Source organism: Pseudomonas azotoformans, from assembly GCF_001579805.1.
GTDB classification, from domain to species: domain Bacteria; phylum Pseudomonadota; class Gammaproteobacteria; order Pseudomonadales; family Pseudomonadaceae; genus Aquipseudomonas; species Aquipseudomonas azotoformans_A.
Window position 1 is genome coordinate 2,665,378 of record NZ_CP014546.1, and the last position, 19,555, is coordinate 2,684,932.

Annotated in this window: 20 protein-coding genes; 13 read left to right on the forward strand and 7 right to left on the reverse strand. The window is 61.0% G+C overall.

The annotated features are described in order from the left end of the window. Window positions 1–2 precede the first annotated feature (2 nt). From AYR47_RS12345 to AYR47_RS12365, 5 genes are all read right to left on the reverse strand, one after another. Window positions 3–629: a DUF1120 domain-containing protein gene (locus tag AYR47_RS12345; protein ID WP_061435397.1), complete on the reverse strand. Its 627-nt coding sequence runs from the start codon at window positions 627–629 to the stop codon at window positions 3–5. Window positions 630–711: 82 nt separating this feature from the next. Continuing rightward, on the reverse strand, window positions 712–1,332 hold the full coding sequence (locus AYR47_RS12350; RefSeq protein ID WP_033902491.1) for a DUF1120 domain-containing protein: 621 nt from the start codon (window positions 1,330–1,332) through the stop codon (window positions 712–714). Between the two features lie 40 nt (window positions 1,333–1,372). Further along, window positions 1,373–1,987, reverse strand: a complete 615-nt coding sequence (locus AYR47_RS12355; protein WP_033902490.1) for a DUF1120 domain-containing protein — start codon at window positions 1,985–1,987, stop codon at window positions 1,373–1,375. A 29-nt stretch (window positions 1,988–2,016) separates the two neighbouring features. Next, on the reverse strand, window positions 2,017–2,655 hold the full coding sequence (locus AYR47_RS12360; protein WP_033902489.1) for a DUF1120 domain-containing protein: 639 nt from the start codon (window positions 2,653–2,655) through the stop codon (window positions 2,017–2,019). Next, entirely contained in the window at window positions 2,652–3,290 is a 639-nt protein-coding gene (locus AYR47_RS12365) for a DUF1120 domain-containing protein (protein WP_033902488.1), read from the reverse strand. The genes AYR47_RS12360 and AYR47_RS12365 overlap by 4 nt, the downstream gene beginning before the upstream one ends. Window positions 3,291–3,702: 412 nt before the next feature. On the opposite strand from AYR47_RS12365, the gene AYR47_RS12370 reads away from it, so the two are divergent. The 8 genes from AYR47_RS12370 (at window position 3,703) to dacB (ending at window position 12,009) form a co-directional block, all read left to right on the forward strand. Beyond that, window positions 3,703–4,431: a response regulator gene (locus AYR47_RS12370; protein ID WP_237142548.1), complete on the forward strand. Its 729-nt coding sequence runs from the start codon at window positions 3,703–3,705 to the stop codon at window positions 4,429–4,431. Between the two features lie 181 nt (window positions 4,432–4,612). Continuing rightward, window positions 4,613–5,248, forward strand: coding sequence for a response regulator transcription factor (locus AYR47_RS12375; RefSeq protein WP_033902486.1), 636 nt, complete (start codon window positions 4,613–4,615; stop codon window positions 5,246–5,248). 198 nt (window positions 5,249–5,446) lie between these two features. Further along, window positions 5,447–6,091: a DUF1120 domain-containing protein gene (locus tag AYR47_RS12380; protein ID WP_033902485.1), complete on the forward strand. Its 645-nt coding sequence runs from the start codon at window positions 5,447–5,449 to the stop codon at window positions 6,089–6,091. Between the two features lie 96 nt (window positions 6,092–6,187). Further along, complete coding sequence (locus AYR47_RS12385; protein WP_033902484.1) at window positions 6,188–6,658, forward strand: nuclear transport factor 2 family protein; 471 nt, start codon at window positions 6,188–6,190, stop codon at window positions 6,656–6,658. Between the two features lie 37 nt (window positions 6,659–6,695). Beyond that, on the forward strand, window positions 6,696–6,971 hold the full coding sequence (locus AYR47_RS12390) for a GIY-YIG nuclease family protein (RefSeq protein WP_016978233.1): 276 nt from the start codon (window positions 6,696–6,698) through the stop codon (window positions 6,969–6,971). A 75-nt stretch (window positions 6,972–7,046) separates the two neighbouring features. Beyond that, complete coding sequence (locus tag AYR47_RS12395) at window positions 7,047–7,982, forward strand: glutathione S-transferase family protein (protein ID WP_033902483.1); 936 nt, start codon at window positions 7,047–7,049, stop codon at window positions 7,980–7,982. A gap of 109 nt (window positions 7,983–8,091) precedes the next feature. Further along, on the forward strand, window positions 8,092–10,512 hold the full coding sequence (locus AYR47_RS12400) for a TonB-dependent siderophore receptor (RefSeq protein WP_082781491.1): 2,421 nt from the start codon (window positions 8,092–8,094) through the stop codon (window positions 10,510–10,512). A gap of 51 nt (window positions 10,513–10,563) precedes the next feature. Next, a complete protein-coding gene (gene dacB / locus AYR47_RS12405) occupies window positions 10,564–12,009 on the forward strand; it encodes a D-alanyl-D-alanine carboxypeptidase/D-alanyl-D-alanine endopeptidase (protein WP_033902481.1) in 1,446 nt (481 codons plus the stop codon). A 1-nt stretch (window position 12,010) separates the two neighbouring features. On the opposite strand, the gene AYR47_RS12410 is transcribed toward dacB, so the two are convergent. After that, window positions 12,011–12,790, reverse strand: coding sequence for an IclR family transcriptional regulator (locus AYR47_RS12410; RefSeq protein ID WP_033902480.1), 780 nt, complete (start codon window positions 12,788–12,790; stop codon window positions 12,011–12,013). Between the two features lie 120 nt (window positions 12,791–12,910). On the opposite strand from AYR47_RS12410, the gene hmgA reads away from it, so the two are divergent. From hmgA to AYR47_RS12430, 4 genes are read left to right on the forward strand one after another with little or no spacing between them, the layout of a single operon-like run. Further along, window positions 12,911–14,194, forward strand: a complete 1,284-nt coding sequence (gene hmgA / locus AYR47_RS12415) for a homogentisate 1,2-dioxygenase (protein ID WP_061435401.1) — start codon at window positions 12,911–12,913, stop codon at window positions 14,192–14,194. Between the two features lie 3 nt (window positions 14,195–14,197). Then, the gene (fahA, locus tag AYR47_RS12420) at window positions 14,198–15,484 is read left to right on the forward strand and encodes a fumarylacetoacetase (protein ID WP_061435402.1); all 1,287 of its coding nucleotides are present in this window, start codon (window positions 14,198–14,200) and stop codon (window positions 15,482–15,484) included. 12 nt (window positions 15,485–15,496) lie between these two features. Beyond that, window positions 15,497–16,138, forward strand: coding sequence for a maleylacetoacetate isomerase (gene maiA / locus AYR47_RS12425; RefSeq protein ID WP_061435404.1), 642 nt, complete (start codon window positions 15,497–15,499; stop codon window positions 16,136–16,138). Window positions 16,139–16,177: 39 nt separating this feature from the next. Next, window positions 16,178–17,545: an MFS transporter gene (locus AYR47_RS12430; protein ID WP_061435406.1), complete on the forward strand. Its 1,368-nt coding sequence runs from the start codon at window positions 16,178–16,180 to the stop codon at window positions 17,543–17,545. Here AYR47_RS12430 and AYR47_RS12435 read toward each other — a convergent pair. Next, complete coding sequence (locus AYR47_RS12435; protein WP_033902475.1) at window positions 17,542–18,345, reverse strand: SirB1 family protein; 804 nt, start codon at window positions 18,343–18,345, stop codon at window positions 17,542–17,544. The genes AYR47_RS12430 and AYR47_RS12435 overlap by 4 nt on opposite strands. 187 nt (window positions 18,346–18,532) lie before the next feature. Here AYR47_RS12435 and AYR47_RS12440 point away from each other — a divergent pair, with 187 nt between their 5' ends. Then, the gene (locus AYR47_RS12440) at window positions 18,533–19,552 is read left to right on the forward strand and encodes a Leu/Phe/Val dehydrogenase (RefSeq protein ID WP_061435408.1); all 1,020 of its coding nucleotides are present in this window, start codon (window positions 18,533–18,535) and stop codon (window positions 19,550–19,552) included. Window positions 19,553–19,555 lie beyond the last annotated feature (3 nt).

Below are 19,555 nucleotides of genomic sequence, written 5' to 3' on the forward strand. Positions count from 1 at the left end.
GACTACAGATACCTCAGGTCTAGCACGATGGAGCCGTCCAGCGGCACCTCTTGGTCGAGGGTCAGGTAGGCGGCGGCGTTGATCGATGTTTTGATTTCCAGCTTGGCGGTCAGCACGCTATGCGGGTCCGGGACCAGGGTGCCGGGGTGCGCAAAACCCATGTAGTTATCCGGGTAAGCGTTGGACTCGGGAAACCAGGTCAGGCCCTTGTTGCTGGAGGCCAGCACAATTGCGCGCTGCCCGTCGCCCACGGCTTCGCGAATGGCCAGTGATACCGAGCCCAGGCGTTCAGCCGGGGCATACATGTTGTTGCCCAGGCCGTAATAGAAGCCCGGCCCCACGGATGAGTCGGCACGGTTGTCTACGCCTACCAGCACAAACAGGACTGACTGGTTGCAGGTCACGCTCAAGTCCAGCGTCCTGGCGGGCAGTTCGGTGAACTCATATTGATTGAGCGAACGCGCCGGCACCCGTCCGTGATCGACGACGCCGCTGGGTGACAGGGTGGGTGTGCAGGCGCTGGGGGTGATGCTGCCGGTCAACGTGACATCGACCTGCGAGGCGCACAGCGCGGGAGTGGCGGTCAGGCATAGACAGAGCGACATCAAGCGGCGTGAGAACGTGTTCATGGTCTGTTGTTGGAACCGTGTTGAGGAGACATCCGTGAGAACCGCGATGGGCGCAAGGCACTGCGTTGCGCCCGGTTTTGCGTTACAGGTACTTGACGGTCAAGGTGGCGGAGCCATCGATGGGCACTTCTTCGGTCAGGGTCAGACCATTGGCCGGGGCGATGCTGGGCATAATGGTCACGTCGGCCACCAACACCTGCACGGGGACTGGCGCGATGGTGGTGCTGTTGGCGACCGAGGTGAAGCCGTTGTTGATCAGGAACATCAGGCGTGTCCAAGTCAGCCCGCCATCGCGCGAGGCGATGGGCCCTACATCAGCGCCATCCGCCACTGCCGATTCCACGGCCATGGCAAAGTAACCCAGTTTTTCGCTGCCGTTGACCAGGCCCAGGCCGAAGGCCGCGTCGTCAACTGCGGAGGCCGAGCCCGCACGGTTATCCTTCGGTTCGATTGCCATCAAGGTTGCGCCATCGCAGGTGATGGTCAGTTGCAAGGTTTGGTCGGTCAGTCGGGTTTCTTCGTCAGCTTTGAGGTCCTTGGCGGAAATCTTGCCGATCTCCACATTACCGCCGCCGGACAGGGCTGGTTCACAGGCACTCGGGGTGATCAACCCGCGCACGGTCAGATCCACACTGGAGGCGGCGTAGGCTTGGCCTGCCCCTGTGAACAGCAGGGCGGCGAACAGGGCGTTAAGGGTCTTCATGGTGGTACTCCTAATGAGAGGCATTGAATGGAAAAGCGGCTTACCAGTACTTGAGTTGCAGCGTGGCCTGGCCGTCGAGCGGCACCTCATCGAGCAGGGTCAGGTCGGTGGCGGGTACGATGATGGTGAACGTACGCAGGCGCGCGTTCAGCGACTTGAGGGCAATGGGGGTGTTGGGGCCGTCGAGGGCGGCAAACGAGGTCAGTGCCTCGTGCCCCAAGTAGATGGATGGGACCCAGGTGGCGCCGCCATTGCTGGAGGTGATGACTTTGACGGGTGTTGCATCGGCCACCGGGTCGAACAGCGAAAACGCTACGCTGCCCAGTTTTTCCTTGTCGGGGGTCAGGCCCAGTCCGTGGTGTCGCGGGTTGATAGCGGAAGTGCCCGAGCGATTATCCACGGTGGTCAGCGTGAAAAACGTCTCTCCCTCGCACTGCACTTCAAGGCGCATCTCGGCCGGTTCCAGCCGTGTAGGTGAGCCTGGTAGCAGGTCCTTGGCTGTCATTTTGCCGTGGTCGATCACGCCGCCATTCGACAGCACGGGGGCGCAGGCGCTGGGGGTGATGGACCCAGAGACATTCAAGTCGGTGCTGCTGGCAGCGAACACGTCGGGCGCAAGCGCCGCGAGCAGCAGGGCGAGGGTAGGTTTATCCATGGCACAGATCCTTGTGGTGGGTTGAGGTGCTAAAGGTAAATAACGTCCACGGTGGCGGAGCCGTCCAAAGGCACTTGTTCGGTGAGGCTCAGGCCGCTGGCCGGGGCAATACTGGTCTCGACATGCAAGTCGGCAGTGACGTTGAGCAATGGGATGGGGGCCGCGATACCCGACTCGACGGTGCCGAAAGCTGCCAGTTGATGGCGCACCAACCAGGTGCCGTGTGGAAAACTCCACCAGCCTGCTCCGCCATTCATGCTGGCGAGGGGGATCACTGCCGCCGTATCAGAAACGGGATCGCTCAACGTCAGCAGATAGGTTCCGACTTTCTGGTCGCCATTGATCAGGCCCAGGCCGTAGCCGTAGCCATCATCTTTGTGCGCGGTACCGGCGCGGTTGTCGTTGCCCCGCAGGGCGAACAGCGTCGGAGCTACGCAATCCACGTGCAGCTTGAGGATGTGGGTGGGCAGCCAGGTGGAGCTGTCGGCGGACAGGTCTTTGGCCGCAATCTTTGCGAAATCGACCACTCCACTGGCACTCAGGGTAGGGCTACAGGCACTGGGCGTGATGCTGCCGCGCACCGCCAGATCGGCGCTACTGGCGGCAAACGCTTGATGTGCCACGGCAACCAACAGCGCCGTCACCAGCGCCTGGAGACGGCCGCTCATAGGTAGCGCAACTCAAGCGTGGCGGAGCCGTCCAACGGCACGGTATCGATTAGGGTTAACCAGTCCACTGGTGAGATGGCGGGCCAGACGATCACGTCCAACGCCAGGTTCTGCATGGGAATGGGCGCCAGAACACCTGAAGACCGGTTGCCAAAGCCTGTGAAGGTGGATGGAGGCCAAGGCGCTCCCGGTTCGAGCAGGTCCCAGGTGAGTCCGTTATCCAGCGATTTGAGCGAGTCGACGCTGGCGCCATCCGCCAGGATGTTGGCCATGTCCAGGAAATACGCCCCCACCAATTCGTCGCCGTTGATCACGCCCAGCCCATACATGGACGGATGCACCGCTTGGGGGCGTTCGGGTCGGTTGTCATGGGTCTTGATGGCGAACAGGGCCTGTGCTTCGCAGTCGACCTTCAGTTCGAAGATGAATTTTGGCAGTTCGGTTGCTCCGGTTGGTCTGAGGTCTTTGACCGAAATTTTGCCGTAATCCACTACACCGCCTTCGCTCAGGCTGGGGGTGCAGGCGCTCGGAGTGATTGCGCCTTTGACCGATAAATCCACCGCGCTGGCGGCCAACGCAAGCGTGCCATGGGTAATCAGCAGGGCGCCGACCAAGGCGGCGAGAGAGTCTTTCATCACAACAGGTATTCCTATGCAGGGACTAGGGGGCAGATTGGCGCGGTGAAGTTGCCCATGGGTTTTATGGTTGTGGTGGGCACGCGCTGCTTCAGGGGAAAGCGGGGAGGAATTTAGCGCCGGGTCGGGGAGGCGGAAATGCAACTATTACGAATGACAGGGTGGCAATGACATAAAGGGGTTGTGGCGTGAGAAAAAGCGTTTTACGCCGTGGTTGTCGTAGTTCTTGTATCGCTGATGGCCACTCGTTCGGATATTTTTCGCGATCCTTGATTTTCTGAAGCCATTCATTTGGGTTTGGTTAATCGTCTTATTTTGCGAAGAATTAGGGTGAGCGGATCGCTCCCTTTGGGGCTGCATGCCTGGCCACTTTCCAGACCGACGTTTGTCCGGGCCACTGCCTGGAGCCCGGGTGCTCGTGGTGGACGACCATTACACCTATCGCCTGCTATTAAGCTCGCTGCTGGAAAAACTCGGCGTCGCCCATCTGTGCTGTAGTGATGGGCAACAGGCGCTGCATGCACTGGCAGCAGAGCGTTTCGACCTGGTGATCAGCGACTGTCGCATGCCGGTGATGGACGGTTACACCATGACCCGCCAATTGCGCCTGCGCGAGCAGGCCGAGGGCCGACCGCCCACGGTCGTTCTGGGCCTGACCGGAAGCCTGGGGCCGGAAGAAGTTCGCCAATGTGTGGCGTGCGGGATGGACGGTTGGTTGACTAAACCCATAGGCTTTGCGCAATTGCGTGAGGTGTTGCATTGCTGGCTACCGCTTGAACCGGGCGGGCTTACCGTCGCCCCATCGGGGCTAAACAGTACTTTTCCCAGCCGTACCAGTCTGATTGACGCGTTTGGTTCGTGGGACGTAGTAGAGCCGATGTTGTTCAGCCTGATCCAGGAGGCGCATGCAGACCTGGCCTTGCTGATTCATGCCCAAGCCGTTCTGGATGCCAAGCTGGCTGCCGAGTGTTTGCATCGCCTGGTAGGCAGCGTGGCGTTTCTGGGGGAAAACGGCCTGGAAGGGGGGGCAGTGGAGTTGATCAAGAATGTGCAGTTGACCGGCATGGCGCTGAGCCGGTCGGCGCTGGAAGAGTTTCGCCATGATGTCGAGCAGTATCTGAATTATCTGGCACATCTATGAAGGAATATGTACCTCTGTAATGTAGTACTTTTCCGTATGTCATTTCTCTTAATTGTGTAGGCAGTTGTGTGTAACCCTTTAAATACGGGGTGGAGCGCTAAATCGATGATTTATTACCTATTGTTGCAGGAACTTGATCGCGTTATTTTCTCAGTCTCAAATTGCCATCATGGAAAAGCCGATGATCCGCATCATTATTGCTGACGATCACCCTATTGTTCGTGTAGGCCAAAAAGTGGTGATCGAGGCAAGTGGTAAGTACAAAGTAGTGGGCGAGGCCGATGGCCCGGATCAGCTTTTGGAGTTGGTCAGCCGTATACCGTGTGACGTGATCGTGACCGATTTTGCCATGCCCGGTAATCAACAAGCCGACGGCTACGGGTTATTGGGTTTGCTGAATCGTCAGTACCCGGATGTGCCGGTGATTTTGGTGACCATGTTCGCCAATATCGCCACCCTAAGGGCTGCTTTTGGCCATGGTGCGCGAGGGCTCATCGCCAAGAGCGCGTCAGCCCGGGAGCTGCCTATGGCGCTGAAAACCGTGGTGCAGGGGCGCCAATTTGTCAGCGAGTGCTTGCGCGCGCAACTTGACCAGGCCTGCCTGGAGCAGCCGACCCAGGCACCCAAGTTGTCTGGCAAGGAGCAGGAGGTGGTGCGCATGCTTGCCAGCGGTATGACGGTTAGCCAGATTGCGGCACGGGTTAATCGCAGTATTTCGACAATCAGTAAACAAAAAAGTACGGCGATGCATCGGTTATGTATCTCAACCGATGTGGATTTATTTACCTATGCGCGAGATGCCGGAATGGTGCCTTGATTATCAACTAAGTAAGTGTTCGTAATACTTGTATTGGGCAGGCGTTTGCTGCGCGGTAAAGTGCGTAAACGCTTTGGCGCCAATTGCGCCGGGGCTAAATCCCTAGTCTAATTACAAAGGGCGTATTGTTTGGGTGTTGGGTGCAGTGATGTACTTGGCGTTTAACAGTGACGCCCAACTTCTGCGAGCACGTTATAAATGAAACATATGTTGAGTTTGATGACGATGGCTATTGCTTTGGCCGGTGGTGGGCAAGCGATGGCGGCGTCGAGTGTGGATTTAAGCATCAAGGGGAGTATTACCCCTGCGGCGTGTACGCCGACGCTTTCCAATGGTGGGGTGGTCATGCATGGAAAAATATCGTACAGCGACTTAAACCGTTACGGCGCTACCAAGCTACCCACCGCAACGATTGCGTTGAGTGTCAATTGCACGGCGTTGACCTTGTTTGCGATCAAACCCACCGATAATCGCGAGGGCAGCTCGTCTGAGTGGCCTGGAGGTCCATCATCCTTTGGGCTGGGACTTGTCAACGGCGATGCTAAGGTTGGCTTTTATTCGTTGAAAATGAACAATTCCAAGGCTGACGGTGTGCTCCAGACGGTAATCGAATCTGTTGATGGGGAGACTTGGTTTGACGCGCTTGATAACGCTCAAATGTGGCAACCCAACTGGATGAGGTCCTTTAAAGATTCTGCGGGCAGTGGTATTACCCCGGTGCCGGTGCAAATCATGTCGGCCGATATCCTGGTGGACACCACCATCAACGACAAAGCGCTCTTGCCGGTTACCCAGGAAATCCCCATAGACGGCAGCGCCACCCTCGACGTGGTCTACCTCTGACCTACCCGCCACATTTATGCAGCAAATGGGCATAGCCTTCCTCTCACGTGCGGACTATCGTGCAACCCGGAGAACAACAACGCCCGGAGCCTGCCCATGACTGATGCCCACACCGCCCTGATCAACCATTTCTACCAGGCCTTCCAGCGCCTGGACGCCGAGGCCATGGCCGCCTGCTACACCGACGATGTGGTGTTCAGCGACCCGGCCTTCGGCGAACTGCGCGGCCGCGATGCCGCAGACATGTGGCGCATGCTCACCACCCGCGCCAAAGACTTCTCCCTGACCTTTGACAACGTGCGCAGCGATGAGCGCAGCGGCGGCGCGCATTGGGTCGCCACCTACCTGTTCAGTGCCACCGGCAACACGGTAGTCAACGATATCCAGGCGCGTTTTGTGTTTCGCGACGGCAAGATCTGCGAGCACCATGACAGTTTCGACCTGTGGCGCTGGTCGCGTCAGGCGTTGGGGACCAAAGGCCTGTTGCTGGGCTGGACGCCCATCGTCAAAAACGCTGTGCGCACCCAGGCGCTGCGTGGTTTGAAGGCATTCCAGGCCAGTCGTTGATAAGCTTGGCGCTCCTGTGTTTTAGCCGAATCTACCCGTGACTGATCCTTCTGAACCCAAGCCCTGGTTCGTCTACCTGGTGCGCGCCGCCAATGGCTCGCTCTATTGCGGCATCAGCAATGACCCGGTGCGCCGTTTTGCCTCACACCAGAGCGGCAAGGGCGCGCGGTTCTTCCTGTCCAGCCCGGCGGTGGCGCTGGTGTACACCGAGCAATGCGCGAGCAAGGGCGAGGCGTTGCGCCAGGAACGGCTGATCAAAAAGTTGAAGAAGAGTGCCAAGGAGTGCCTGGCGGCCAGTGGTTCATTGATTTGACTGATGGGTTCCCATCGCCCCGTTTCGGGTTGTTGCAGGCTAAGCTAGCGGCTCACTTCTAGAGCGGAGTCCGGCATGTCTGAATTGATTCTTCATCACTACCCACAGTCCCCCTTCGCAGAAAAAGCCCGCCTGTTGCTGGGCTTCAAGGGCTTGTCCTGGCGCTCGGTGCACATCTCGCCGGTGATGCCCAAGCCGGACCTCACCGCCCTCACCGGCGGCTATCGCAAGACGCCAGTGCTGCAAGTCGGCGCGGACATCTACTGCGACACCGCCTTGATCGCGCGCCGCCTGGAGCAGGAAAAATCCACCCCCGCGCTGTTTCCCCAGGGCCTGGAACTGGTCACCCAAGGCTTCGCCGCCTGGGCCGATTCGGTGGTGTTTTCCCATGCCGTGGCGTTGGTGTTCCAGCCCGAATCCCTGGCCGTCAAATTTGCCAAGGTGCCGCCTGAGATGCTCCAAGTGCTGGTGGCCGACCGCGGCAAACTGTTCAGCGGCGGCACGGCGACGCGTGTGCAACTGGACCAGGCCTTGCACCAATGGCCGGCGATTGTCAGTCGCATCGATCAACAATTGCGCCACCAGGCGGGGGATTTCCTGTTCGGCGAGCCATCGATTGCCGACTTCTCCCTGGCTCACCCGTTGTGGTTCCTCAAGGGCTCCTCCGTGACCGCGCCGTTGGTGGACGCCTATCCCGCCGTCGCCGCCTGGCTGGATCGCGTGCTGGGTTTCGGCCATGGCACTTGCACCCAGATGAGCGCCGAACAGGCCTTGGATGTATCGCGCAATGCGGCACCGGCGGTTTTGCCTGAAGAAGTCTTCGAGGACTTGAACGGCTTCAAGGCCGGCCAGCAGGTGACCATTTGCGCCACCGACTACGGCACCGACCCGGTCGCGGGCGAACTGTTGTTTGCCGGGCGCGAAGAGCTGATCCTGCGCCGCAGCGACGAACGTGCCGGCACCGTGCATGTGCATTTCCCACGCATGGGGTTTCGTATCCAGGCGCAATAAATAAAATATTTTGCAAATAAAGGTGAGGTAAATCCACCGCCCATCCGTGTAGTGCTTGAAACTGCGATCTATTCGCATTAACAGCGTTTTCTACACGGGTTCTCACAGCATGAAGTCGACGGCGGGCGGTTGGGTTAAACAGTGGCTGGGAGCCTCGGTATTGGCGGTATCGGGGTTGGCGTTGCTGCCCCTGAGCATTGCGCAGGCGCAGGAGCAGCAGAGCGCCCAGTTCAACTTTGCCCTGGCGGCTAAACCGCTGCCCCAGGCCTTGAGCGACTTCAGCCGGGTCACCGGCATCAGCGTGATCTACACCGACGAAGCGCCCTACGGCCTCAGCGCCCCGGCAGTCAGCGGGCAGATGAGTGCAAACCAGGCGCTTCAACGCCTGCTGGGCAACAGTGGCTTCACCTTCCGTCAGATCGATGCACGTACCTTGGCCCTTGAACCGCTGCCCACCGAAGGCGCGGTCAACCTCGGCGCCACCACCATCAGCGGTGTCGGCCAGGCCCAGGACAGCACCAGCTACCAGCCGCCGCCCACCAGTTCGGTGATGCGCTCCCACGCGCTGCTGCTGGAAACCCCGCAGACCGTCAACGTGGTGCCCGCCCAGGTGCTGCGCGACCAGACCCCGCGCAATCTGGATGATGCCCTCGCCAACGTCAGCGGTATCACCCAGGCCAACACCTTGGCCAGCACCCAGGACGCGGTCATGCTGCGCGGCTTTGGTGATAACCGTAACGGCTCGATCATGCGCGACGGCATGCCCATCGTGCAGGGGCGTGCGCTGAATGCCACGGCCGAGCGCGTCGAAGTGCTCAAGGGCCCGTCGTCGCTGCTCTACGGTATTCAGGATCCGGGCGGCGTGGTGAACATCGTCAGCAAAAAGCCGGAACTGGTGCAGTCCACTGCCCTGACCGTACGCGGCTCTACCTTTGGCGACGGCAAGAACGGCAGCGGCGGCAGCCTCGACACCACTGGCCCGATTGGCGACAGCGGCCTGGCGTATCGCCTGATCGTCGACCATGAAGACGAAGACTACTGGCGTAACTTTGGTACTCACCGTGAGAGCCTGATCGCGCCGTCCCTGGCCTGGTATGGTGACAGCACCAAGTTGCTGTTTGCCTACGAACACCGTGAGTTTCTCACGCCGTTCGACCGTGGCACCGCCATCGACAAGTCCAACCACCCATTGGATATCCCGGCCACTCGGCGTCTGGATGAACCTTTCAACAATATGGAAGGCCGCTCCGACCTGTACCGCTTCGAGGCTGATCACGACCTGAACGATAACTGGAAAGCCCATTTCGGCTACAGCTGGAACCGCGAGACCTACGACGCCAGCCAAGTGCGCGTCAGCGCGGTGAACACCAACGGCACCCTGACCCGCAAGATGGACGGCACCAAAGGGGCAATCACCACGGACCGTTTTGCCACGGCGAGCCTGGAAGGTAAGGTCAATGTGTTCGGCCTGCAGAACGATGTGGTGTTCGGCCTGGATGACGAGTACCGCAAGATCTACCGTGCCGACCTGATTCGTCAGAGTTCGCGCGCCACCAGCTTCAACTACAACAATCCGGTGTATGGCAACGAAGTCGCAGGCACTACCGTCAGCCCCGCGGACAGCGCCCAGACCGACCTGCTGCGCAGTGATTCGCTGTTCTTCCAGGACGCCCTCCACCTGAACGAACAGTGGATTTTCGTCGCCGGTGCGCGCTATCAGATGTACGACCAATACGCCGGCAAAGGCATACCGTTCAAGGCCAATACCAACGGCAACGGCCAAGCCTGGGTGCCGCGTGCGGGCCTGGTGTATCGCTACACCGATGAATTGTCGTTCTACGGCAGCTACACCGAGTCGTTCAAACCCAACTCCACCATCGCCGCCTTGGCCGATGGCAGCACCTTGACCGGCGACCTCACCCCTGAGGAATCCAAGTCCTGGGAACTGGGGGCCAAGCTCGACATTCCGGGACGTATCACCGCCAGCGCCGCGTTGTTCAATATCGACAAACGCAACGTGCTGGTCTCCGTTGGTTCCGGTGCCAACACCGTCTACAGCATCGCCGGCCAAGTGCGTTCCCGTGGCCTGGAACTGGATGCCACCGGCCAACTGACCGACAAGGTCAGCCTGATCGGCAGCTACGCCTACACCGATGCACTGGACGTCAAGGACAAGGACCCGACCCTGGAAGGCAACCGCCTGCAAAACGTCGCCAAGCACACCGGCTCGCTGGCAGTGGCTTATGACTTCGGCAACATCTTTGGCGGCGACCAGTTGCGCGTGGGCACCGGTGCGCGTTACGTCGGTGAACGTGCAGGCGATGCGGCCAACGATTTCACTTTGCCGGGTTACACCGTGGCGGATGCCTTCGCCACCTACGACACCAAGATCGATGGGCAGAAGGTCAAGTTCCAGCTCAACGTGAAGAACATGTTCGACCGCGTCTACTACACCTCGGCGGCCAGCCGCTTGTTTGTGTCCATGGGCGATGCGCGGCAGGTGTCGGTGTCCAGTACCCTGGAGTTCTAAAGGGTTTGTGGTAGCGTTGCCGCCACTGATGTCTTGGCGGAAACGATACTGATGCATTTTGGACGATGGCTACATCTGCTGTGCTTGAGCGTTTTGCTGGGTGGTTGCGCGAGTGTTTCACCGACTTCCACCCCGGCAAGCCTGGAGCAACTCCTGGCTGACCCGGCCCTCAACGGCGCTACTGTTTCCCTGATGGTGCGTGATGCCCGTAGCGGCAGCACGCTCTATCAACACAACCCGCGAACCCGCCTGATTCCTGCCTCCAATCTCAAGCTGCTCACCACCGCAGCGGCGATGGATGTGCTGGGGCCGCAGTATCGTTTTTCCACGCAACTGTTGAGTAACGGTACGCAGCAAGGTGAGCGTCTCACCGGCAACCTTTACCTCAAGGGCCTGGGCGATCCGACCACGCAACTCGCCGATTACCAGGCATTGGCGGCACAGCTTGCGGGCCAGGGTGTGCGGCAGGTCCAGGGCGACTTGGTATTTGACGATACCTTTTTCGACGCTGAACGCCTGGGGGTGGACTGGGCACACGACGATGAAAGCACCTACTACGGCGCGCAGATTTCCGCGCTGACCGTATCGCCTAACACGGATTTTGATGCGGGCACGCTGCTGGTCACGGCAAAGGCGCCCGCCATGATTGGCCAACCGGTCAGCGTGGTGGTGAGCCCTTCAACCGACTACGTACAGCTGAGCAACCGTGCAGTCAGCGGCCCTGGTAACAATTACGGGATCACTCGCCAGCACGGTACTAATCTGCTGCAACTCACCGGCGCATTGGCGCCAGGCAAACAAAGCCGGCAGTGGGTGAGCGTGTGGGAACCGACGCAATTGGTGGCCAATCTGTTTGAGCAGGCGTTGGCGCAGCAGGGCATTCAGGTACTTGGGCGACGTGTGATCGGTGGCGTCAGCCCAGTAACGGCCAGGGTGTTGGCCGAGCACCAATCGGCGCCGTTGCAGGAACTGATCACGCCGCTGCTCAAGCTTTCGAACAACAACATGTCCGAAGCGTTGCTAAAGACCATGGGCCGCAAGGCGTCCAATGCCGGGACGGCGCAGGCCGGTGTCGCAGCGGTGGCGGACTTCATGCGCCGCCAGGGCTTGGACCCGCTGACGCTGAGCCAGGTCGACGGTTCGGGCTTGTCGCGGCGCAATCTGGTGTCGTCGCAGAACCTCACCGATCTGCTGGTGGCGACGGCCAAACAGCCCTGGTTCGAGGCCTGGTATGACGCCTTGCCGATCGCCGGAAACACCGATCGAATGAGCGGCGGGAGCTTGCGTTATCGCCTGCGCGGGACGGCGGCGGAAAACAACCTGCACGCCAAGACCGGCTCCATGGCCGGCGTGTCTTCGTTGAGCGGCTACATCACCGACGCCCAGGGACGGCGCCTGGTGTTTTCAATGATCAGCAACAACTACCTGAGCACCGCCGCACCGATCCGCGCCTTGGAAAACCGTGTGGCGCTGGCCCTGGTGCAGTGGCACGACTAGTTCAGGGCTGATAGCCCATGCGCCAACTCACGGCCCGGGTCGCCGCCAGCAAGTGCTGCGCCGCCGGGCCGTCTTCGTCGGCATGGAACAACGAGGTGGGGCCGACCACGGTCATCACTGCCGCCACTTGGCCAATGGCGTTGAAGACCGGCGCGGATAACGCATCGACGCCGGGCATCAACAAACCATGCACAAAATGCAGGCCACGGTGGCGGATCTGTTCGCAGGCGGTGGCGTAGGCCTGGTCGTCTGCCAGGGCATGGGCAGTGCCGGCCTGAATTTCGCGTTCACGCAGCTCCACGGTTTCCCGCGACGGTAGAAAGGCGCTGAACACCAACCCGGTGGACGAACTGAGCAGCGGCAGCACCGAACCCAATTGCGTCACCACGGTGACGGCGCGCACCGCCGGTTCGATCTGCACCACGGTTGCGCCCTGGTTGCCCCATACCGCCAGGAAGCAGGTTTCATTCAACTCATCGCGCAGCTCCGCCAGGGGCATCGCGCCGACTTTCAATACGTCCATGCTGCCCAACGCCGCCAGGCCCACGCGCAAGGCTTCGCGGCCCAGCCCGTAATGGTTGGTGGCGGTGTTCTGTTCGGCGAAACCCGAGGCAATCAGCGCCTGCAGATAGCGGTGCACTTTGCTTGCCGGCATCTGCACGTGTTCGGCCAGGCGCGACAGCGAAGTCGCCGGGGACAGCTCGGCCAGGGCCTTGAGGATATCGGTGCCCACTTCGGCCGAGCGGACTTTCTGTTTACCGGTGTCGCGGGGCTTTTCCATGGAGGGGCGAGAATCCGAGAGATGAATGGGCGTCTTTATAGCTTGACGGTCGATAGTGATCAAATTACGTTATGCGTAACTGGATTACGATAAAAACAACTTCCGCACAGAGGACGATCCATGAACCTCGAATACCTGTCGGGCTTCGGCAATGAATTCGCCAGCGAAGCCTTGCCCGGCGCACTGCCGGTCGGCCAGAACTCCCCGCAAAAAGCGCCCTACGGGCTGTACACCGAACTGTTCTCCGGCACCGCGTTCACTATGGTGCGCAGTGAAGCCCGGCGCACCTGGCTGTACCGCATTCAGCCGTCGGCCAATCATCCGGCATTCGTCAAACTTGAGCGGCAATTGGCCGGTGGGCCGTTGGGCGCGGTGACGCCGAACCGCTTGCGCTGGAACCCGTTGGATTTGCCGAGCGAACCGACGGATTTCATTGATGGGCTGGTAGGTATGGTCGCCAACTCGGCGGCGGAGAAACCCTCTGGCATCAGCGTCTACAACTACCGCGCCAACCGTTCCATGGAGCGTGTGTTCTTCAATGCTGATGGCGAGTTGTTGATCGTCCCCGAGCAAGGTCGCCTGCGCATCGCCACCGAGTTGGGCGTGCTGGACGTGGAGCCGCTGGAAATCGTCGTGCTGCCGCGTGGCCTTAAATTCCGCGTCGAGATGCTGGATGCGCAAGCGCGCGGCTACGTCGCCGAGAACCATGGCGCGCCACTGCGCCTGCCTGACCTGGGACCCATCGGCAGCAATGGCCTGGCCAATCCGCGTGATTTCCTGACGCCGATTGCCCACTACGAAGACGTGAAGAAACCGACAACGCTGGTGCAGAAATTCCTCGGCGAACTCTGGGCCTGCGAGCTGGACCATTCACCGCTTAACGTGGTCGCCTGGCACGGCAACAACGTGCCGTACAAATACGACCTGCGCCGCTTCAACACCCTTGGCACCGTGAGCTTCGATCATCCGGACCCGTCGATCTTCACCGTCCTGACCTCGCCCACCAGCACCCACGGCCTGGCCAACCTTGACTTCGTGATCTTCCCACCGCGTTGGATGGTGGCCGAGAACACCTTCCGTCCGCCGTGGTTCCACCGCAACCTGATGAACGAATACATGGGCCTGATCCAGGGCGCCTATGACGCCAAGGCCGAAGGCTTCCTGCCCGGCGGCGCATCGTTGCACAGCTGCATGAGCGCCCATGGCCCGGACGGCGAAACCTGCACCAAGGCCATCAACGTAGAGCTGGCACCGCACAAGATCGACAACACCATGGCCTTCATGTTCGAGACCAGCCAAGTGCTGCGTCCCACCCAGTTCGCCCTGGACTGCTCGCAACTGCAAACCACTTATGACGCGTGCTGGGCCTCGTTGCCCGCCACCTTCAACCCGAACCGGAGATAACCCATGACTCAGTCCATACTTACCCGCAGCTGGGTGGCCTCCGCCAATGGTCACACCGATTTTCCCCTGCAAAACCTGCCGTTGGGCGTGTTCAGCATCAACGGCTCGGCTCCGCGCGCGGGCGTGGCGATTGGCGACTCGATCCTGGATCTGCACGCCGCCATCGATGAATTCGACGGTGAAGCCCGTCGCGCCGTCGAAGCGACCGCCGGTGGCCAGCTGAACGCCTTTTTTGAACTGGGTCGCGGCCCGCGCGTGGCCTTGCGCGAGCGCCTGCTGGAACTGCTGGCCGAAGGCAGCAAGCTGCACACCCGTGAAGCGCAGGTGCTGCACCGCGCCGCCGATTGCCAGATGCAGGTACCGGCGCGGATCAATGACTACACCGACTTCTACGTCGGCATCGAGCACGCGCAGAACGTCGGCAAACTGTTCCGTCCCGATAATCCTCTGCTGCCGAACTACAAGTACGTGCCGATTGGTTACCACGGCCGCGCTTCGACAATTCGCACCTCAGGCACCGAAGTGCGCCGCCCCAAAGGCCAGACCCTGCCGGCCGGGCAGACCGAGCCGACTTTCGGCCCGTGTGCGCGCCTGGACTACGAACTGGAGCTGGGTATCTGGATCGGCCAGGGCAACGAGATGGGCGACTCGATTGCCATTGGTGACGCGGCCGATCACATCGCCGGTTTCTGCTTGCTCAATGACTGGTCGGCACGGGATATCCAGGCCTGGGAATACCAGCCGTTGGGGCCGTTCCTGTCGAAAAGCTTCATCACCACCATCTCGCCTTGGGTCGTCACGGCTGAAGCCCTGGAACCGTTCCGCAAAGCGCAACCGGCGCGCCCTGAAGGCGACCCGCAACCGCTGTCGTACCTGCTGGATAAACGTGACCAGGCCGCAGGGGCCCTGGATATCGAGCTGGAAGTGCTGCTCACCACTGCCGCCATGCGCGAGCAGAACCTGCCGGCCCATCGCCTGGCCCTGAGCAACAGCCTGCACATGTACTGGACGGTTGCGCAATTGGTGGCCCACCACAGTGTCAACGGCTGCCAGTTGCAGGCGGGCGATCTGTTTGGTTCGGGCACCTTGTCCGGCCCGCAAGCCGGTCAGTTCGGTAGTCTGCTGGAAATGACCGAAGGCGGCAAAAAAGCCGTTGAATTACCGTCCGGCGAAGTGCGCAAGTTCCTTGAAGACGGCGACGAAATCATCCTGCGTGCCCGTTGCAACCGTGAGGGGTTTGCCTCCATCGGTTTCGGCGAATGCCGTGGCACCGTGATCGCGGCGCGCTAGGAGGGCAGGGTAATGGAACTCTACACCTACTACCGTTCCACTTCGTCGTACCGGGTGCGTATTGCCCTGGCGCTCAAGGGCCTGGATTTCACCGCGGTGCCGGTCAACTTGCTGGTGCCGGCGGGCGGCGCCAATCGTCAGCCCGAGTACCTGGCGATCAACCCGCAAGGTCGCGTCCCGGCCTTGCGTACCGAGGAGGGCGAACTGTTGATTCAGTCGCCGGCGATCATCGAATACCTGGAGGAACGTTATCCACAGGCGCCGCTGCTCTCCAAGGACCTGGCGACCCGCGCCCACGAGCGTGCGGTGGCCTCGATCATCGGCTGCGATATTCATCCGCTGCATAACTCCAGCACCCAGAACCTGCTGCGCCAATGGGGGCATGACGAGGTGCAACTGTTGGAGTGGATTGGCCATTGGATCAGCCAGGGCTTGGGCGCGGTGGAGCAGTTGATCGGCGACCAAGGGTTTTGCTTCGGCGAGCATCCGGGGTTGGCCGACACCTTCCTGATCCCGCAACTGTATGCGGCCGAGCGCTTCAAGGTGCCGCTGGCGGCGTACCCGTGCATTGGTCGGGTAGCGGCGTTGGCGGCGCAGCATCCGGCCTTTGTGCAGGCACATCCGGCCAACCAACCAGATACGCCTGCCGCCTGACGCTTGCTGTTCCATAACAATAAAAAACAGGTACTTGCGATGCACAATCAGATTGCCAGCTTTCGCGCGGCACTCGACACCCGTCCGGTGTCGCGCTATCAGTGGCTGATTCTCCTGTTGCTGGCGCTGCTGCTGGTGACCGACGGCTACGACGCCCAGGTGCTGGGTTACGTGGTGCCGGCGCTGGCCCAGGATTGGGGGCTGGAGAAGGCTGCATTTGGCCCGGTGTTCAGCGCCAACTTGCTGGGGCTTACCTTGGGCTCGTTGCTGGTGACGCCGCTGGCGGACCGGTTCGGTGTGCGTCGCATCCTGCTTGGCTGCGTGCTGATCTACGCCACGTTGACGGTGCTGATGGTATTCGCCAATTCGCTGAGCACGCTGATGGCCGCGCGGTTTATCTGCGGCATCGGCATGGGCGGCGCGATGCCCAGCGCGATGGCGTTGATGTCGGAATATTCGCCGCCGCGCCTGCGCACGTTGATGGTGACCCTGGCGGCGTGTGGCTTCTCGTTCGGTGGCGCGGCGGGTGGGTTTGTGGCGGCAGGGTTTATCGAAGGCTTCGGCTGGCAGGCGGTCTTCCTGGCGGGCGGCGTGACGCCTTTGCTGTTGTTCCCGTTTCTGGTGTGGCTGCTGCCGGAGTCCTTGCCGCGTTTGCTGCGTGATGCACCGCCCTATGCAAGGCTGCAGACAGTGACGTCACGCATGCTGCCGGGCTGGCAACCGCCGCCGGCGAGCGAGGCCGAAAACCAGCAGGAACAGGGCAGCAAGCTGACGGTGGTGGAGTTGTTCCGCAATGGCTATGCGCGCCCGACGCTGCTGATCTGGGCGACGTTTTTTGTCAGCCTGATCCTGCTGTATTTCATGATCAGCTGGCTACCGTCGCTGTTGCTGGAAAGTGGCTTGGCGTTGAAAGAAGCCAACCTGGTGACCTCGATGTTCCTGTTTGCCGGCACCGTGGGCGCCATTGGTATGGCCTGGTTCGCCGACCGCTTGAAAAGCAAAGTGCGCCTGTTGTCCTGCGTACTGGCCGCGGCTGCGGTATGCACCATTCTGCTCGGCCTCAACCATGACAACCCGCGCTATCTGGTGGCCTGCGTATTTGCGGCCGGGTTTTGCATCATCGGTGGTCAACTGACCCTTAATGCCTTCGCCAGTAACTTCTACCCGGCGCACGTGCGCGCCACCGGCACAGGCTGGGCGCTGGGTGTAGGGCGATTTGGCTCAATCCTGGGGCCGCTGTTTGGCAGCCTGTTGCTGGCGATGCATATTCCGGTGCAGCAGATTTTCTTCTTCTGCGCGATACCGGCGGTGATCGCAGCGTTGTTGATTATTCAGGTGCGTTCGCCTGGAACCGAGGCGCCGAAGAGTCCGCTGCCGGGCGATATTCTCAAGACACCGCAGGCTTAATGCACCACTGAATTGGGCGGCAGGTGGCCCAGGCGTTCGGTCAGGCGCAGGCGCTGGATCGGGTCTTCGCTGAGCATCAGCGCGTGTTCCAGGTCGAAGCGTTCGGCGTTGGGGCAGTCCAGGCGCTGATACAGGCTGGCCCTTGCGAGGTAATCGGCGGCGCTGGCGTTGCCCAGTTCCAGCACGCGTTCGGCGTCGATCAAGGCCTGGAGCGGAACGTCGTTGGAAAGGTGCAGTTGGCGCAGGTTGCGGGACAACCGTTGCAGGATCGAACGCGGGTCGGCGGTGTGCAGATGATCGGCCTGCAACTTGAGGTTGGGGCCGTATTGGCGCTGCAACAGGTCGCGGCAATCGTTGGGGTACAACCGTCGACCGCCGCAGGGATCCAGCAGGTGATCGGCGCCGGGGACTCTTAAAAGGAAATGGCCGGGGAAATTCACACCAACCATGGGAATCTCCAGGCGCCGCGCCAGCTCAAGGGCAATCAGGCCCATGGCCAGGGGTTGTCCGCGTTTGCGCTGCAAGACCTTGTCCAGCAGGGCGGCGGCGGGGCGCAGGGGCGTAAATTCATCCTGGGCAAACCCCAGGTCATTCAAGCGCCGCAACAGCGGCTGGCCCAGTTCATCCGCCGGCAGCAGCGGCATGCCCAGGCTGACCTGTTGTTGCAGCAAGGTCAGTTCCTGCAGGATCTGCAAGGGCTTCACGGCCGGGTCGTGCTCGGCAGCAATCCACAACGCCGCTTCAAACAGCGCGGGTGGGGAGCGTTCCAGGCAGGCGAAAAAGGCTTTGCGGGGATTCATTGCATTCTCCGGCGGATGCCCCCGTTTTAGCCTTGCTGGGAATTTTCGTCCAGTGGCTTGGAAAATATCCTGCGTGCTTATGTCGCAAGACCTGCGAAATCGGGCGGCTTATTCCAGCCTGGTCCGGCAGTTTTCTGCCGCAAGCCTATACTTGGCCCACTATCAGAAGTGATTCGGGAGCTTGACGATGTTTGCTCTCATGCACAGCACCCGCCTTGAATCGCTGCACTTGAGCATCGACCCGGCCACTGGGCTGAAGGCGGTCATCGCCATTCATAACAGCCGCTTGGGGCCTGCTCTCGGTGGCTGTCGCTACCTGCCCTACCCCGACGACGAAAGTGCCGTGGCCGATGCCGCGCGCCTGGCCCAAGGCATGAGCTACAAGGCGGCACTGGCCGGTCTGCCGGTGGGCGGGGGTACCGCCGTGATCCTGCGTCCCGGCCACGTGGAAAACCGCGCGGCATTGTTTGAAGCCTTTGGCCGTTGCATCGAACAACTCGACGGGCGCTACATCACCGCCACCGACAGCGGCACTTCGGTGGCCGACATGGACTGCATCGCCCAGCACACTCGTTACGTCACCAGCACCACCGCCGCAGGCGACCCATCACCCCATGCGGCGATGGGTGTGTTCGCCGGCATTCGCACCACCGCGATGGCGCGCCTGGGCAGCGATAACCTTGAAGGCTTGCGTGTGGCGATCCAAGGCCTGGGTAATGTCGGCTACGCCCTGGCTGAACAACTGCACGCTGCCGGTGCGGAATTGCTGGTAAGCGACATCGACCACGGCAAGGTTCAACTGGCCATGGAACAATTGGGCGCACACCCCATCGCCAACGACGCGTTACTGAGCACGCCATGCGACATCCTCGCGCCCTGCGGTCTCGGCGCCGTGTTCAACCGCCAGAGCGTCGGCCAGTTACGCTGCGCCGCCGTCGCCGGTTCGGCCAGTGCGCAATTGACCAACTTGCAAGTGGCCGACCAACTGGAAGGGCGCGGCATCCTTTACGCGCCCGACTATGTGATCAACTCCGGCGGCCTGATCTACGTCGCCCTCAAGCACGGCGGGGCGGAACTACCGACCATCACCGCGCACCTGTCCAACATCGGCACGCGCCTCACCGAGATCTTCGCCCACGCCCAGGCGGAAAAACGCTCACCCGCACGGGTGGCGGATGAGCTGGCCGAGCGCTTGCTGTATCGCTGATAC